At 71.9% G+C, this 16045-nt stretch carries 13 protein-coding genes and 2 pseudogenes; 5 read left to right on the forward strand and 10 right to left on the reverse strand.

What is annotated here, in order from left to right; translation table 11 throughout:
• The first annotated feature begins 20 nt into the window (after positions 1-20).
• Positions 21-2564: a DEAD/DEAH box helicase gene (locus ACIBCM_RS22485; protein ID WP_399246084.1), complete on the forward strand. Its 2544-nt coding sequence runs from the start codon at positions 21-23 to the stop codon at positions 2562-2564.
• 173 nt (positions 2565-2737) lie between these two features.
• On the opposite strand, the gene ACIBCM_RS22490 is transcribed toward ACIBCM_RS22485, so the two are convergent.
• Positions 2738-3961: an MFS transporter gene (locus tag ACIBCM_RS22490; RefSeq protein ID WP_399245841.1), complete on the reverse strand. Its 1224-nt coding sequence runs from the start codon at positions 3959-3961 to the stop codon at positions 2738-2740.
• A 67-nt stretch (positions 3962-4028) separates the two neighbouring features.
• On the opposite strand from ACIBCM_RS22490, the gene ACIBCM_RS22495 reads away from it, so the two are divergent.
• Both ACIBCM_RS22495 and ACIBCM_RS22500 read left to right on the forward strand, forming a co-directional pair.
• Complete coding sequence (locus tag ACIBCM_RS22495) at positions 4029-5021, forward strand: ArsR/SmtB family transcription factor (protein WP_399245843.1); 993 nt, start codon at positions 4029-4031, stop codon at positions 5019-5021.
• Between the two features lie 817 nt (positions 5022-5838).
• Positions 5839-6230 (forward strand): annotated as a pseudogene (locus ACIBCM_RS22500) (hypothetical protein).
• A 247-nt stretch (positions 6231-6477) separates the two neighbouring features.
• Here the strand turns inward: ACIBCM_RS22500 and ACIBCM_RS22505 are convergent.
• Positions 6478-6705 carry an MbtH family protein gene (locus ACIBCM_RS22505; RefSeq protein WP_399245845.1) on the reverse strand — a complete coding sequence of 76 codons (228 nt, stop codon included), beginning with the start codon at positions 6703-6705 and terminating at the stop codon, positions 6478-6480.
• 397 nt (positions 6706-7102) lie between these two features.
• Here ACIBCM_RS22505 and ACIBCM_RS22510 point away from each other — a divergent pair.
• Positions 7103-7201 (forward strand): annotated as a pseudogene (locus ACIBCM_RS22510) (hypothetical protein); the annotation flags it as partial.
• 157 nt (positions 7202-7358) lie between these two features.
• Here ACIBCM_RS22510 and ACIBCM_RS22515 read toward each other — a convergent pair.
• Positions 7359-7490: a hypothetical protein gene (locus tag ACIBCM_RS22515; protein ID WP_399245847.1), complete on the reverse strand. Its 132-nt coding sequence runs from the start codon at positions 7488-7490 to the stop codon at positions 7359-7361.
• A gap of 75 nt (positions 7491-7565) precedes the next feature.
• Between ACIBCM_RS22515 and ACIBCM_RS22520 the strand changes: the two genes are divergently transcribed.
• Complete coding sequence (locus tag ACIBCM_RS22520; protein WP_399245849.1) at positions 7566-7976, forward strand: DUF6027 family protein; 411 nt, start codon at positions 7566-7568, stop codon at positions 7974-7976.
• A gap of 19 nt (positions 7977-7995) precedes the next feature.
• Here ACIBCM_RS22520 and ACIBCM_RS22525 read toward each other — a convergent pair whose 3' ends face one another.
• The 7 genes from ACIBCM_RS22525 to ACIBCM_RS22555 are packed head-to-tail and all read right to left on the reverse strand — an operon-like array spanning position 7996 to position 16027.
• Complete coding sequence (locus ACIBCM_RS22525) at positions 7996-8874, reverse strand: dimethylarginine dimethylaminohydrolase family protein (RefSeq protein WP_399245851.1); 879 nt, start codon at positions 8872-8874, stop codon at positions 7996-7998.
• Positions 8875-8923: 49 nt separating this feature from the next.
• Entirely contained in the window at positions 8924-10177 is a 1254-nt protein-coding gene (locus ACIBCM_RS22530) for a sulfotransferase (RefSeq protein ID WP_399246086.1), read from the reverse strand.
• A 13-nt stretch (positions 10178-10190) separates the two neighbouring features.
• Positions 10191-12122 (reverse strand): methyltransferase domain-containing protein, encoded by a 1932-nt coding sequence (locus ACIBCM_RS22535; RefSeq protein ID WP_399245853.1) that lies wholly within the window; start codon positions 12120-12122, stop codon positions 10191-10193.
• Positions 12119-12583: a rubrerythrin family protein gene (locus tag ACIBCM_RS22540; protein WP_399245855.1), complete on the reverse strand. Its 465-nt coding sequence runs from the start codon at positions 12581-12583 to the stop codon at positions 12119-12121. The genes ACIBCM_RS22535 and ACIBCM_RS22540 overlap by 4 nt, the downstream gene beginning before the upstream one ends.
• Position 12584: 1 nt before the next feature.
• Entirely contained in the window at positions 12585-13328 is a 744-nt protein-coding gene (locus tag ACIBCM_RS22545; protein WP_399245857.1) for a class I SAM-dependent methyltransferase, read from the reverse strand.
• Positions 13325-14359: a sulfotransferase family protein gene (locus ACIBCM_RS22550; RefSeq protein ID WP_399245859.1), complete on the reverse strand. Its 1035-nt coding sequence runs from the start codon at positions 14357-14359 to the stop codon at positions 13325-13327. The genes ACIBCM_RS22545 and ACIBCM_RS22550 overlap by 4 nt, the downstream gene beginning before the upstream one ends.
• 3 nt (positions 14360-14362) lie before the next feature.
• Entirely contained in the window at positions 14363-16027 is a 1665-nt protein-coding gene (locus ACIBCM_RS22555; protein WP_399245861.1) for a B12-binding domain-containing radical SAM protein, read from the reverse strand.
• Between the last annotated feature and the right edge of the window lie 18 nt (positions 16028-16045).

Consider the following 16045-nt stretch of genomic DNA (forward strand, 5'->3'; position numbering starts at 1 on the left):
CCCCGGACCCCTCCGGCCCGATGACCCCGGCGGACCCCGTGGACCTCCAGGGAGGCCCTGTGCCACCGTCACCGGCGGACCCCGTGGACCGTCTCGACCCCGTCGTCCTCCACCATGTGGTCAACACCCTCGGCTGGCCCGATCTGCGACCGCTCCAGCGGGCCGCGATCCAGCCCGTGATGGACGGCGAGGACGCCGTACTGCTGGCGCCCACCGCGGGCGGGAAGACCGAGGCCGCGTGTCTGCCGATCCTCTCGGCCATGTCCGAGGGGCGCTGGTCCGGCACCTCCGTCCTCTATCTGTGTCCCCTCAAGGCCCTCTTGAACAACCTGGTGACCCGAGTCGACTCGTACGCGCAGTGGCTGGGGCGCCGGGCGGAGCTGTGGCACGGCGACACGAAGGAGTCGCAGCGGCGGCGCATCCGCCTCCAGGGCCCGGACATCCTGCTGACCACCCCCGAGTCACTGGAGGCCATGCTCATCGGGGTGAAGACGGATCACGCGCGGCTGCTTGGCGGAGTCCGGGCCGTCGTGGTGGACGAGGTGCACGCCTTCGCGGGCGACGACCGCGGCTGGCATCTGCTGGCCGTACTGGAACGGCTGGAGCAGGTCACCGGGCGCTCCATCCAGCGCATCGGGCTCTCCGCGACCGTCGGGAATCCCCGGCAACTGCTCACCTGGCTCCAGGGGGCCCGTGCGAGGGAGCGCCCCGGACAGGTGGTCGCGCCCGAGCTTGCCCCGGCGTCGGGCACCGGCCCCGTACCGGACGCCGACCTCGTCCCGGCGTCGGGCACCGGCCCCGTACCGGACGCCGACCTCGTCCCGGCGTCGGGCACCGGCCCCGTACCGGACGACCTCGCCCCGGCGCCGGATGCCGGACCCCTGCCGGACGCCGGTGCCGTACCACACGCCACCGACTCCGTGCCCGACTCCACTTCGGGCACGGCGCCGGGCACCGCGCCTGGTCCGGGGCCCGACACCCCCGCCCTCCTGCCCGACACCCCCGCCCCCCTCCTGCCCGACACCCCCGCCCCCCTCCTGCCCGACACCCCCGCCCCCCTGCCCGACACCCCCGCCCCCCTGCCCGACACCCCCGCCCTCCTGCCCGGTGCCGCACCCGTGCCCGCGCCGCCTCCCGGGGATGTGGAGCTGGACTACGTGGGCTCGCTGGGCAACGCCGCCCGGCTGATCGCCGCTCTGCACCGGGGGGAGAAGCGGCTGGTGTTCTGCGAGTCCAGGCGCCAGGTGGAGGAACTGGGCGCGGCGCTGCGGGCGCGCGAGGTGACCGTGTTCCTCTCGCACGCCTCTCTGTCAGCCGACGAGAGAGCCCGGTCCGAGCAGGCTTTCACGGAGGCGCGCGACTGCGTCATCGTCTCCACGTCCACCCTGGAACTGGGCATCGACGTGGGCGATCTGGACAGGGTCGTCCAGATCGACTCGCCCCGTACCGTGGCCTCGTTCCTCCAGCGCATCGGGCGCACCGGCCGACGGCCGGGCAGCACCCGCAACTGCCTGATCCTCGCCACCGACCAGGAAACCCTGCTCCAGGCGGCCGCCCTCCTGGTGCTCTGGGGACGCGGCTGGGTGGAGCCGGTGACCCCGCCGCCGGAGCCCCGCCATCTCGTGGCACAGCAACTGCTCGCCGCCACCCTCCAGCAGCACCGGATCGGCGACCGGCTCTGGCCCGGGCTCTGGAACGGGCTCGCTCCCTTCGACCGCTCGGCCGCCCCGATCCTGAGGCATCTGACGGGTGAGGGATTCCTCGACGAGGACGGCGGAATGCTCTTCATCGGCCCCGAGGCCGAACGCCGCTTCGGCCGCCGCCACTTCATCGAGCTGACCGCCTCCTTCACCGCGCCCCCGCAGTTCACCGTTCTGTCGGGCCGGAAGGAGATCGGGCAGACCGACCCGTCCGTACTGACGGAGGAACGGCCGGGGCCGCGCCGGCTGCTGCTCGCCGGGCGCAGCTGGCAGGTGACGTTCATCGACTGGGGCCGCCGCCGGGTCTTCGTCGAGCCCGCCGACGGAGGGGGGCTCGCCAAATGGACGGGCAGTTCCCTCGCCGGGCTGTCGCACACCCTGACCCGGGCGATGCGCGAGGTACTCCTCGGAGCGGACCCGCCGGTCTCGCTCACCCGGCGCGCGCGTGCGTGTCTGACGGAATGGCGGGAGGACGAGGCCCCCGGCACGGCTCACCCCGGCGGCACCCTGGTGACCCGCGTCGGAGGCGATGTCCGCTGGTGGACCTGGGCGGGCTACCGCGCCAACGCGACCCTCGCCGCCACCCTCCCGTCGATCGCCGACCCGGTCCAGCGTCCGGCCGACTGCCATCTCCGCCTCCGTGAGGACCTGACCCCCGAACTCTGGCGCACCGCCCTCGCCGCGGCCGGCGAAGGCGGGGCCCTCGTACTCCCGGACATCGACCCCCGTGCGGTCCGGGGCCTGAAGTTCTCGGCCGCCCTGCCCGAACGCCTGGCGGTGGCCACCCTCGCGGCACGACTGGCCGACTTCGAGGGGGCGACGGTGGCTCTGCGGGAGCCGGTTCGTTTCCACACGGGACCCTGAGTCTTCACCGGATCCTGAGTCTTCACGGGGCCATGGGCTTTCCCCGGGCCCTGGGCTTTCACCGGAGCCTGGGGCTTCCCTGGAGCCTGAGCCTTCCCGGACCCCGGGCCGTCGGCTGGACCGTGCCGTCCGTACGGGCGACGGAACCCGGCACAACCCTCCCGGTCACAGCGCTAGCGGTCCGTGGCGGCGGGCTCCGGCGGGGCGCCCTGACCCGTACCCGGGGTGGCCGGCCGTCGTTCCCCGCGGCCGCCCACTGCCGCGAGGGCCAGCGTCACGGTGATCGAACCGGCCGCCAGCAGCGTCATCGCCGTGGCGGGGGACGTCAGTTGGGCCACCGTGCCCGCGAGGAGGGCACCGATGCCCTGGAGGGCGGTCATACCGGTGGCGTGCAGGCCGAGGGCCTGGCCCACGAGGTCGTCCGGAGTGAGGGATATCAGGCGTTCCTGAAGGACCAGGCCGGCGGCGTAGCCGACGGAGGCGACGGCGACGGCCACGGCCGCCGGGACCACTCCCGGCCGCAGGACGAAGAACAGATACGGAGTCGCCAGCAGCAGGCGCAGCGGGACCGTGAGGCGGCTGCGCACCGCGGGCGGCACCAGGCGGCCCACCACCAGGTCACCCATGAACATGCCCAGCGCCCCGCACGCGTACAGCGTGCCCGCGGCCCCGGGGGCGTAGGAGATGGAGAGCGAAGCACTGCCGACCACCAGGCCGTTGGGGACCCAGAGGAACAGATACGTCAGACGGCGGGGGCGTGAGGACCACAGCAGGGCGTTGGTGCGCCAGGTCGCCGAGACGGACGGGCGGCCGGCGGAGCGCGGGGGGCGGGCCTTGAGGCCCAGGCGGGTGACGAGGGCCGACACCAGGTACAGCCCGGACGCGAGGAGCAGGCAGGTTCCCGGGGACAGGAGCATCAGCAGCGCGCCGCCGGTGGCGAAACCGGCCATCTGCATCAGGCCCCAGAGCATGTTGTACACCGAACGGCCCAGGACATAGCCGTCCTTGGACAGGATCTCGTTCAGCAGTCCCCCGCGTGCTCCCCCGCCCAGCGACGCGACCAGACCCTGAAGGAGTACGACGGCGAAGACCGCCGGGAGCGGCAGGCCGGGCAGCGCCAGCACCGCCGTACCGAAGGCGAAGGCGAGGGCGAGGGCGGTCAGGACCGCGCGCGGGGGCAGGCGGTCCGATCCCGAGAGCAGGAACACGCCTCCCAGCAACTGCGACAGATGCGGGCCGAACATGCTCATCGCCGACAGGAAGGGGGAGCCGGTGGCCCGGAAGACCAGCGTGCCGATGGCGAGGCCGCCGATGGTCTGGGCGGCTCCGGAGGCGGCGAAGGAGAGGAGGAACGGGGTGAACTCCGGGGTCCGGAACAGGGTGCGGTAGCTGCGCATACGTCGAAGTCTGTGAGCGGGCCCGGGGTGTGTTTAATGTTTCGCTGACACGCGAAAGGTCGTACGCATGGGCTTGTGGCAGATCGACACGGACACCCTTGCCCGCAGCCGGTTCGTGCTCTCGCCGTTCGCCGAGACCTTCGCGAGCCTGAAACTGCTGCACGCGGGGACCGGTGCCCATCCGGGCGAAGACGCCTGGCTGCGGGCGCACCTGCCCGGCTACCGCGCGCTCCTCGCGGACGACCCGGTGACCGCGCTGATCGTCCGGGCCGGACTCGGCACGTCCTGGATCGCCGATTTCCTCTGCCCCACCTCGTGCGCCGGGGAGAGCTTCGAGGGGACCGTCGCGCGGGTGCGGGCGGCCGGGGCCGAGCAGGCGCGGGCCGACCTCCGCGTGTCCAGCCCGGGCCCGCTCCCCGCCGCCCTGGAGCGCGCCGACCCGCCCGAGCGGGCCGCCGCGCTCCTCACCTACGTCTGGGAGGAGACCGTACGGCCGTACTGGGAGCGTCGGCGACGCGTTCTGGAGGCCGACATGGTCGCGCGGACCGCGTGGGTGAGCCAGGGCGGCTGGGCGGCCGTGCTGGACTCGCTGCGTCCCGGGACGCGCTGGCTCGGGGAGAGCCGGTTCCAGATCAACCGGAACGCCTATCCGCCGCGGGAGATCGCACCCGGGGCCGAGCTGCTGTTCATGCCGGTGACGCCGAGGACCGGGTGGGTGTCCTGGGAGGACAGGGAGCGGTACGCCGTCGTCTACCCGTGTCTCGGGGTGCTCGCCGAGGACCACGGCCGGCGCCCCGTCCCAGCGGGGCTCGGGGCACTCATCGGGACCGCGCGGGCCGGATTGCTGGTACTGCTGGGGACGCCCATGAGTACGACCCAGCTCGTCGCCGTGACCGGGCAGGGGCTGGGGTCGGTGGGCCGGCATCTGCGGGTGCTGCTGGACGCGGGGCTGCTGGAGCGGCGGCGGGCCGGGCGCTCGGTGCTGTACGTCCGGACGGCGGCCGGGGAAGTGCTCCTGGAGGCGTCGGGGCCGGAAGCGGTGACCGGGACACGCCGGTGACCCCGGCCCCCGCCGGGCGCGGCGAGGGTGCCCCGCGGGACGGGCGTTGTTCAACCCCCGGGTTCTGCCGGACCCCCGGTCCGCGGGCCCACGAGAGTGGGACGCCGAAAGCCGCGAGGGTGCCGCCCGCGCCGGAACGCGGGCGGCACCCTTGGAGAACTCAGACGAGCCAGCCCACGAAGTGGATGACACCGGCGAGCAGGTCGGTCAGAAAGTTCATTGCTGTTTCTCCTGTGTGTGCTTTCGCGTGCGTGGGACTACGCACGCTCCACGTGCCGTGCACGCGGGGGACATGCACAGGTGTCCGGTCTGCAGCCCGTTTCCTGCGCACCACAAGAATCGTTGGACATCAGGGCTGTCCGCAGGCACATGTGTACTGTGCACTCGTTTCGGGGGCCATCTGCTCTCCTGTTCGATTCATGGACCGGACGACCGGCTGCGGGCATCGCAAACACCGCGTACGTGCCGTGACCGACATCTCCTCCTCCCCGCGCTCAGCCCGGCGTCCGGAGCAGGGCACAGCAGGGGCTGGTGCACATCCCGCGCATACATGAGACCGAGGTCTGGAGCCCTCGGCCGTCGGTTCCGGAATCACCGCGCACTCCACATGGTGCGTCAGCGGGAAGGTTCTGCCTGAAGGAGCAAACCGAAAAGACCAGGTCAGATCCAGTCTTTCGGCTCACTGCCCCGTGTGAAGGCGCCCAGGGCGTCAAACAAGCGTCATAGCCAACACCCGCACGAGCCCGCTATCGCTCACTCCAGACCCAGGCCGGCGCATCATGACCCTCGCCGCTTCTTCGGCCGCCATAATGGAGTCATGCCCTCCAGCCCACAGCACCCCGTACCCGCGCCGAGCGGCATCCCGCGCTCGGACGCCGAGGACCTCGCGCTGTACCGAGAGAAGTTCCGACGGCGTCTACCGGAGTCGCTGGATGAACTGCATGGGCCGCCCAGGGGGTCGTGGAGCTGCCGCTGCACCTCGCCTGGTCCGGAATGACCTCATACGACCTGGGCAAACCGCGCCAGCGGATGGGGCTGTACCGCACGGTCCTGCACGAGGCCTTGCGCGACGATCTGCCCCGCTACCTCAACCAGGATCTGCTTCTCGAGCTGTGGCCGGTGTTGCGCACCCTCGTCGGCCGCACCGTGCGCGCCGTATGGGAAGACACCTTCCCCCAGCTCGCTTCCCGCACCCGGGCAGCCGCGTGACGGACATGCCGGAGCTGCACACGCGGCTCCTGGCGGATGTGATCGCGCTCGGCTCTCCGTATCCGCTGGTTCTCACCGGTGGATATGCCGTGCGGGCGCACCACCTGACGTTCAACCGCGGAGATCAGCGTCGCGCACACTCACCGTCGAGGCGTCCTTCGACGGCGGGCGGACGTGGAGTGCGGTGCGGGTGACGATGCGGTCCATCACCGTCGCCACGGTGAAGACCGTGTAGCCCTCCGGTGGCTCACCCGGTCGGGCTGTCCATGGCGCGGCGCAGGGAGGCCGGACGCAGGTCGGTCCAGTTCTCCTCGACGTGGGCCAGGCACGCCGCCCGGCCGTCCGGGCCGTGCACCACGTGCCACCCGGCGGGCACCGGAGCGAACTCCGGCCACAGCGAGTGCTGGTCCTCGTCGTTGCGCAGCACCAGGAACACACCGTTCTCGTCGTCGAACGGGTTGGTCGTCTCAGCCATGTCGCCTCCCAGTCGCCGCACCCTACAACGGGCCGCCGGGTGGTGAATACTCCCGCCCCAAAGCACGGTGACCCCCGACGGAAGGGGGTCCGGTGCCGGGTCGTCCGCGTGGCGGGAGGACCGTCTGGTTCACCGGTCTGCCCAGCTCGGGCAAGTCCGTGGCAGCCGCGGTGCCCGGGGCGGCGCGGGTGTTGGACGGGGATGTTCCGCGACGCGGCCTGTTCCCCGGACTCGGGTTCCGGCGCATGCGACCGGGGCGAGAACGTCCGGCGGGCCGGGGCGCCGGCGATGATGACGGCCCGGCACGGTGTCATCGTGCCGGTACCGGTGATCGCACCATGCCGGGCAGCCCGCGACGAGGTGCCCGGCGGCCGGGACCGGCCACCGGGAAGTGCGGGTGGACCGCCGCTGGAGGTGTGCGTGCGGCGCGAGGGCGAAGGGACTGTACGCCAAGGCGAACGCCGGTCAGATCACCGGGACAACCGGAATGACCGGGACACATGGGGTGGACGAACCGTACGAGCCACCCGCGGCACCCCGGCTGCGGCCGCGTACCGACCGCCACGGCCCCTCGGCGAGTGCGTGGCGGGCCTGCTCGGTCACCTTCGCGGGGACGCCCCGGCCCGCCCGTGAGGGAGGGCCGGGGCGGTTGGTCAGATGCGGTAGCCGAGGCTGCGCAGCTGCTGACGGATCGCCTCGTCGTCGGCCGTGGCGGTGCCGCTGGTCGCGGCGACCGAGTCGGCCGGAACGAGGGCGACTTGCTCCTCACGGGGGTTCTCGTTCACTGGTTCTCCTTTCCTGAATCCGGTGTTCATCCTTGCCCGGTCGGACAAGCTCGGTGCCGCCCTTAGGGTGGCGGTATGGATGGCGACATGGATGACCTGGCCTACGACGCGACCGGTACGCCGGCGGTTCGGCTGCGCCAGTGGGAACGGTGCTGGCCACCGGACGACCCGCATGCCAACTTCAAGGCCGAGGTGGTCGACTACGGGCTCCTCGACCCGCTGGAGACCGTGCGCGGCATGTCCCGGAACCTGGACATCCCGGTCGGCGCGATCGTCCGGTACGTGCTGGCGAAGTGGGCCACCGGCGGCAGCGGCGGCCTGCTCGAACTCGGGCCGGTGATGGTGCCGCGCCTGTGGGAGCCGATCGCGGCCGCGGAGGAGGCCGACTGCGACGAGCAGCGGCTCGCGGCGTACCACCAGCTCCGGCAGATGATCTCCTGGCTGAAGGTGCCGCTGGACGACCCCACGGTGTACCCGGCTCAGTAAGCGGCCACGTGACCGGCTCTCAGTGCTCACGGCGCACCACCCCGGTCACACAGCCGATCCCGCCGGCCGCCCGCAGATACTCGCCGATGCCGATCTCGTCGACGGCCGTACCCGCCCGCTCCAGCGTCCGCCGGATCCCCGGGCAGCCCGCGGGCATCAGCACCCGCCCCGGCGCGAGCACCAGCAGGTTCATCCCGCGCCGCACCAGCAGTTCCTCGTCCGGCGGCAGCGCGATCACCCGATAGCCGTACTCGGCGAGCAGCGCCGCCAACTCCGGTGGGCACGCCGCCCGGTGGACGACGGCGGTGGACGGGTCGAGGAACACCACCGTCCCCAGCAGATGCTGTACGCCCGGCGCCAGCGGCACCGTCACCACCCGCGCCCCCAGTTCCGCGACCGCCGAGGCGACCTCGGCCGCGCCGGCCGCGTTCGTGCGGAACCCGGTTCCGACGATCACCGTCGACGGGTCGATCCACAGCGCGTCGGCGCCCTCGAACAGGGCGGTGCCGGACACCGTACGCAGGATCGGGAACCCGGCCCCGGCCAGCGCGAGCGCGGCATGCCGTTCCTCGCCGGCCCGCTGCGCCGACGCCATCCGCGCCAGCACCGCCCCGGCCGGGGTCATCCAGAACAGGTCTCGCGCGAACACCACGTTCGGCGTCGCCGCGGGGGACGTCAGATGTACCTCGACCCCGGCCTCCCGCAGACGGTCCGCCAGCGCGTCGTACTGCGCCCGCATCGCCGGGAGATCCACCGGCCCGAGCATGAGCGAGGCCCCCGGCCTTCGTACCGCGGCGATGCTGTCCGGCGGGCGGACCAGCAGCACCGACCGCAGCGCGGCCGTCTCCGACCGGTACCCGCACGGCGCCCACACAGCCCCGGCCGCGACTTCGTCCATATGCGACGCCACCCGGGGGACCCACCCCGGGCCGCCGTGGGTGCTCAGCTCAGATCCAGTGGTCGTCACGGGCATGGCCAAGCCTCTCCGCCATCGCGAGTACGTCGGCGCTCAGCGCGGACCGGATCTCCTGCTCCCGCGCCCGCCACCGGCCGGGGCGTGGTGCGGCGGTGGCCACCGTGGCGGCGATGCCGTCGGTCGCGGCCCGCTTCAGCGGCCCGTCGAACGGGATCCCCAGCCAGTCCGCGATCCGCTCGACAGCGTCCGCGCGGGCGTGCGGGCCGCTGATCAGGTCCTCGAATCGCACCGTGTGATCCGCCCCGTGCGCGAGCACCGCACGGTGACTCGACAACCACTGGTGGGCGCAGACCCGGGGCAGGGCGGCGTCGGTGTACGCGGGCCAGCGGGGTGGCAGGTCGAACTTCCACCAGTGCCGGTCGGCCGGCCGCACGTCGGCGTATCCGGCGATGCGCAGCGGTTCGTCCAGCCGGTAGGCGTGGAACCCGTGGTGCAGCCACCCGTCGACCAGGCCGTTGATCGACGCGGCCGGGTTCCTGGTCAGATGCAGCACCCGCAGGCGCGCGTTGGGGAACACCGCCCGCAGGAAGCCGAGCCGGTAGGCGTTGCCCGGTGTCTTGATCACCAGTGGCTTGGTGGCGAGATCGTGTTCGTCCGCGGGCCGCCACGGGCGGGGGAGGACGAAGGGCGGCTCTTCGAGCAGCACGTCACCGGGCGGTCCGGCCGGTCGTGGTCCCGGTGACTGCCCGGGAAGGTCGTAGTACCACGGGTTCACGCCGGCCCTGCCGATCAGCGCCCGCGCGAACCGGGGGAGATCACGGTCCAGCACCGCCTCGGCGGTCCGCACCAGTTCGACGGGATCGAGGTCCAGCCCCGGCCACTGCACGACCAGCCGCCACGCCGCGTCCACCGCCAGGTTCTCCACGCCGGTGCCGGGAGAGCCCGCGTCCAGTGCCAGTTCCGCCTCGAACAACGCCCGGGACCGTGGCTCAAGCCCGTGCCAGTGCGCCGCGTCCAGCACGTCGGATCCGGTGCCGCTGTGCGGGTGGTCGAGGCCGACCAGCCGCAGCAGCGGATTCAGCTCACCGCGCAGGTGCAGCAGGTGCGGTGAGGACCGCAGCAGCTCGGTGAGCATGCTCGACCCGCCCCGCGAACTCGACGCGAGGACGACGAGATCGCGCACCTTCGCGCGGAAGTGCGGCACCGGCGTGCCCCGGAGCGGCCGCAGCACCTCCAGCCCGCGCACGACCTCGGCGACCGGGCGATCCACGGTGCGGCCGGGCATGGCCGGGGTGCGGCTAGGCATGGCCGGGCTTCCGCACCGAGTACACGCACCACCGCCACCGGTCGCGCACCGAGCCGTCCGGCAGCACCTCGAACGGGTGTACGGCGCGCACCTCGCGCGGCGCGTCGTAGTAGAGGCGGTAGATCTCCTGCCGGTTCGCCGGTGTCGTCTCGTGGGTGTCGATCCACCGGTCGATCGACTCCCACAGGAAGTACTCCTCCATCCGCACGTCGGTGAACCCGCCGCCGGTGAGCAACGCCCGGAAGTCCTCCTCACGGAACATCTGGTACAGCAGTGGCTGCTTCTTCTTGAACACACGGAACATCCAGAACGCGTCCACGTCCGCGTACGGCACGATCTGCCCGACGATGAACTGCCCGCCCGGCCGCAGCACACGGAAGATCTCCGACACCGGCCGCTCCGGCTGGGGCAGCAGATGCAGCACCTCCCGGGTGACCACGAGGTCGAAACTGGCGTCGGGGAACGGCAGGTCGTAGACGGTGCCCTGGTGTACGACGTCCAGCCGGGTGCCGGCGAGCGCGGCCATCTCCGGGGTGAGGTCCAGCCCGACCATCTCGCCGACCCGGCCGCGGAACGCGCCGCCGACGACACCGCTGCCGCAGCACACGTCCAGCATCCGCGCGTCCGGCGGCACCGCGCACAGCTCCGCGTGCTTGGCGAGCAGGTCCTCGTCGGTGAGCCAGGCGCACGAGTCGTGCCAGTCCTTCGAGCGGATCCCGAACTGACGCTGGTAGACCGCGTAGTCGACCTCGACGGCCCGGGTCCGGGAGCGGGCCGTCCGCCCGGCCAGCCGCGCGGCGAGCCGGGCCCGGCTCGCGTCGACGGCCCTCTCGGCGATACGGCGGGCCAGCTCCGGGTCGGCCGCCAGGGCCCGCCGCGCCTGCTCGGTGACGACGTCGAACACACGGGCGCCCGCGTCGTCGTTGCGCAGGGTGCGTTTGGTCTGGCCGTCGAACCGCGCGTCCGGGATCCGGATCGCGATCACCGCGGTCAGCCCCTCCAGGATGTCGACCACGGTCATCTTGTCCGCGGACGGGCCGAGGTGCTCGGCCACCACCCCGGCCAGCGCGCCGCGCAGGGCGTCCACATGCGACCCGCCCAGGTCGGTGCGGATGGTGTTGACGTAGCTGAAGATCTGCTCCGCGTACCCCTCGGTCCACTGGACGGCGGCGTCGATCACGCACCCGTCCCCGGCCCAGGTGACGGTGGCCGGCTCGGCGTGCACCTTCTCGGCGTCGCGGGCGCGGTACGCGAGCAGGCCCCGCACCCCGGTCGTCTCGCACAGCGACTCGTGCCGCCCGGTGCGGTGGTCGGTGAGTTCGACCCGCAGGCCCGGGTGCAGATACGCGATGTCGAGCAGCCGGGCGTGCAGCAGGTCCGCGTCGAGCGCGCAGGAGGAGAAGATCTCCGGGTCCGGGCGGAACCACACCCGGGTGCCGCGGCGGCCGCTGTCGCCGACCCGCTTGAGCGGGGTCTCGACCGAGCCCCTGGCGAACGACTCGCTGTGGTGTGCGCCGTCGCGCCACACGTCCAGCCGTAACCACTGGGACAACGCGTTCACGCAGGCCAGGCCGACGCCGTGCAGCCCGGCCGAGGTCGCGTACGAGGAGTGGTCGAACTTGCCGCCCGAGTGCAGCGTGGTGAGCACAAGCTCACACGCGGGGATCCCGGCCTCCGGGTGCGGGTCGGTGGGGATGCCCCGGCCGTCGTCCGTGACCGAGCAGGAGCCGTCGTCGTGCAGCTCCACCGAGATCGCGCCGCAGTGCCCGGCGGCGGCCTCGTCCACGGCGTTGTCGACCAGTTCGAGCACCAGGTGGTGGGCGCCGTCCGAGCCGGTCGACCCGACGTACATCGACGGGTTGCGGCGCACCGCCTCCAGCCCGGAGTAGACGGTGATCGCCTCGGCGGTGTAGTCGGTGGTCATGGCGCTCCGTTCCCGGCGAACCGCGGCTCGGTCAGTTCGGTGAGGGCCTGCTCCAGCCGGTCCACGTGCGTCTTCTTCAACGCGCACAGCGTCTCCAGCCAGCTCGCCAGATCGGCCACGCCGTCCGTGTGCGCCCGCGCGGCCAGGCCGGGGTAGCGCTCGGTGGCCTCCCCGAGGTCGCCGCTGATCGCCGCGGCGAGGTTGCGGCGGGTGTCGCCGAGCGCGCTGCCGGTGCCCGGATCGTCGCCGCCCAGCAGGTCGCGCAGCACGTCCAGGTGCCCGTGGGCGGCGCAGGCCACACTCTCGGCGAGCTCGCCGAACACCCGGGCCGCCTCGGTGTGGCCCTCGATCCCGGCGACCTGTGCGAAGTAGGTGTACCGCGCCGCGGTGGCTGCCTCGGCGAGGAACGCGGCTCGCACGCCGTCGGCGAGGGACTGGTCCGGTTCCCTGTCGGATTCCATGTCAGACCCTCGTTCCCGAAGCGACGACGAACAGCATGTGGTCGGTGATCCGCCCGTCCGCCTCGGCCACCGCGTGCCGTGCGCGGAACGCGGGTGACGCCTTCCTGTAGCGGTCCCGGATGGCCTCCCGCGCGTCTTCGCCGATCGCTCCGTTGTCCGACCACACGTCCACGTCCTCCACCGACACGTACCGCTGCGACCGCACCGGGTCGCACCCCGCGCCGGTGAGCAGGGCCTCGACGTCGCCGGGCCGGAAGAAGTGCCGCCGGGCCGGGTTGCGCAGCCGCAGGATCTCGAAGTACTCGTCGCGGTCGTCGTCCCCGTAGGCGCACAGATGGGTCAGCACGATCCGCCCACCCGGCCGGGTCACCCGCACCATCTCCCGCACCGCGTCGGGCAGCGTCATGAACTGGATCCCCTGACGGCACACCACGATGTCGAACGTGCCGTCGGCGAACGGCAGCTCCTCCGCCGGGGCGATCACCAGATCGTCGAGCATGCCGCGCGCCTGCTCGGCCATCTCCGGCGTGATGTCCACGCCGACCAGCCGCCGCACCCGTCCGGCGAACAGCCTCGACACCAGTCCGGTGCCGCACGCCACGTCGAGGACCGCGTCGGCAGGCCGGGGCGCGGCCGTGGACAGCATCAGCTCGCCGAGCGCGTCGTCGGTGCACCATGAACTGGAACGGTCGTAGGTGCTCGCGCGGTCGGCGAAGTGCGTGCGGACGCTTCCCGTTTCGTTCATCTGCTCTCTCCTGCCGGAACCAGGGTGCGGCCCGGCGCCCTGCGGCGGCGCAGCCGGCGGACGCCCGCGTCGCGCCGCCAGCGCCGGAAGTGGTTGCGGTCGGTGCACAGCGATCGGGCCTCGACCGCCAGCCGCACCGCGAAGCCGCGCAGTACGACGCCGAGCGGACCGGGGGCCGGTTCGGCCGGCGAGGCCACGTCGAACGGATAGTGAAGCGTCTCCATCGCCCGCGCGGTCACGCTCTCCACCTGCCGCCGCTCCCGGTCGGAGAGCCCCCGGCGGTGGGCGCCGATCCGGGCCGTGGTGATCGGGTCGCCCGCCGTGCGCCAGGAAGCCGACAGCGACGCGGTCACCCGGGCGTTGCCACTCAGGTGGTGCGCCAGCATCGCGGGCTCGACCTCCTCACCGATGAAGTCGCAGATCGCCCGGATCTCCCGGCCGGGCGCGGACACCAGGTCCTCGTACCGCACCAGGTGCACCACGCCCGGCCCCCACCGCTGAAGGGCCGCGCGGGCGAGCTCCTGTTCGGCCGCCCACCGCAGCGCCATCCGGTACGGGTGGCAGTGGCCGAACACGGCCCGCTTCGCCGACGCGGCCACATCGCGGGGATCGCGCACCAGCCACAGGAACCGCGCGTGGGGGAGTTCGGCGAGCACCTCGTCGACGTGCTCGACCATGAACGTGCTCTTGCACCCCCACCGGGCCGCGCCCTCCGCGACGCGGTACTGGTCGTAGAACGCCGACACCACCCCGAACAGCGACGGCGCCGTTCCTCTCATGGCAGCCTCCGTCACCGCGGCCCGGTCGATCACATGCGGCCACGGGTGGATGTGGTTGCGCAGCAACCACATCGCGTCGCCCACCATCGCGTCGACATCACCGTCGTACGGGATGCCGGACAGGTACCGCATGAAGTGCGGCGGGTGCGGGACCGCGATCCGCGAGTGCGCGTCGAGCACCAGCCGCAGCAGGTTCGACCCGGAGCGCTCGGTCCCGATGATGAGGATCGGGCCGTCCTGAGTGGTGGACACCGGTCAGACCCCGACCGAGAGCTTCTTCGCGCCGCAGTCCAGCAGAGTGCTCCCGGCCGCGGCCACCTCAGGATCGGCCACCTTGTCCAGTGTGTACCGCTCGGAGCCGGGAACCAGCGGCGCGGCGGCGGAACTCCAGTCCGCGCGCCAGCGTGTCCCGGCGTACGACGTCGACCGGTCGGTGCCGTCGGCCGGCTGCGGGTGGAAGTACTGGAAGTGCTCCGGCCAGTGCCGGAAGTCCATCACCGGGCCGGGCTGATAGGCGTCGTACACCCGCTTGTAGGCGTCCCGGCAGACCTGCTCGGGCAGCCCGCTCACATTCAGGAACTCGTCCTCGTGCAGGGCCTGTTCGATCGACAGCCAGTTGAGGTGGTCGATCTCGGAGCGGATCACCTTGTTGCGCCTCGCGTCCTGGTACACCGTCGTGCCGGGCATGGCCGACAGGTACTTCACCCGGGTCACATGGTTGTACTGCTCGGCGAACTGCACCATGTGCGACAGGGACTCCTCGGTCTCGTTCGGCAGACCGACGATGAGCAGCGAGCCGAACCGCACGCCGCCGTCGAACGTGGTGCGCATTGCGCGGACGGTCAGGTTCTCGCTGCTGCCCTTGCGGGCCTCGCGCAACACCTCGGAGCCCAGCGACTCCACGCCGTACAGGATGATGTCCGCACCCGCGTCCCGCATCGCGTTGATACGCGGTACGTCCATGTCGGCGCACCGGGTCAGACAGGTCCACCGCAGATCGTGCTGGGAGATCACGTCGCACATCTCGATGGTCTGGCCGCGGTGCGAGCTGAACGTGAGGTCGACGAAGAAGCAGAACTCCACGCCGTACTGGGTCTTCAGCCAGTCGAGGTCGCGGTCCATCTTCTCCGGCGACTTCGCCCGCACCTGCGGGGTGGTGCGGTAGCAGAACGAGCAGTCCATCTTGCAGCCGCGGCTGTAGGACGAGATCACCTGCGGCTGCATGCCGAGCGGCGACCGCGACTGAGGCCACAGGTCGAGCCGCATCCGGGGCAGCGCGTCGAGATCCATCATCTGGCCGCGCGGCGGCGTGCGGCGCGCTTTTCCCTTCTCGTCCCGGTAGCAGATGCCCTTGATGGCCGGGAGATCCTGCTGCCAGGAGCCGCGGGCGTAACTCTCCATCAGCTCCAGGATGGTGAGCTCGCCCTCGCTGATCACCGCGATGTCGCAGTCGGTGTCCGACATGAACACCGACGGAACGGAGGTGACCAGCGAGCCGCCGCAGATGATCGGTATGTCCGGATGCGACTCGCGGACCATCGCCATCAGCGCGCGGCAGAACGGGAAGTTGTCCTCGAACGTGCACACACCGAGCACATCGGTGCCTTCGACGATCTGGTCGTACGCCGCCTTCAGCGGGTTCGGGGTGTAGCGGACGTCGACGATGCGCACCGGGTACCCGGCGTTGTGCAGCACGGTCGAGATGTATGTCGCGCCTTCGTAGGGTGAGGTGAGGAAGAACTCCCAGCCGCGCGGCATGGTGAACGGCGAGGGCCCGACGACGAGGGTGAACCTCGGCAGCGCCGGATCGGTCGCCACCGGTTCGGCGTCCTGGTTGCGCATCTGCTCGATGTAGCGCTGGTCGACGGTGCCGTTCGCGTCGGCATACAGCTCCAGGGCCAGGGATAACTTGCGCGCCATGTGAATTCTCCCTCGCGT

Source organism: Streptomyces sp. NPDC051018, assembly GCF_044456085.1.
GTDB lineage: Bacteria > Actinomycetota > Actinomycetes > Streptomycetales > Streptomycetaceae > Streptomyces.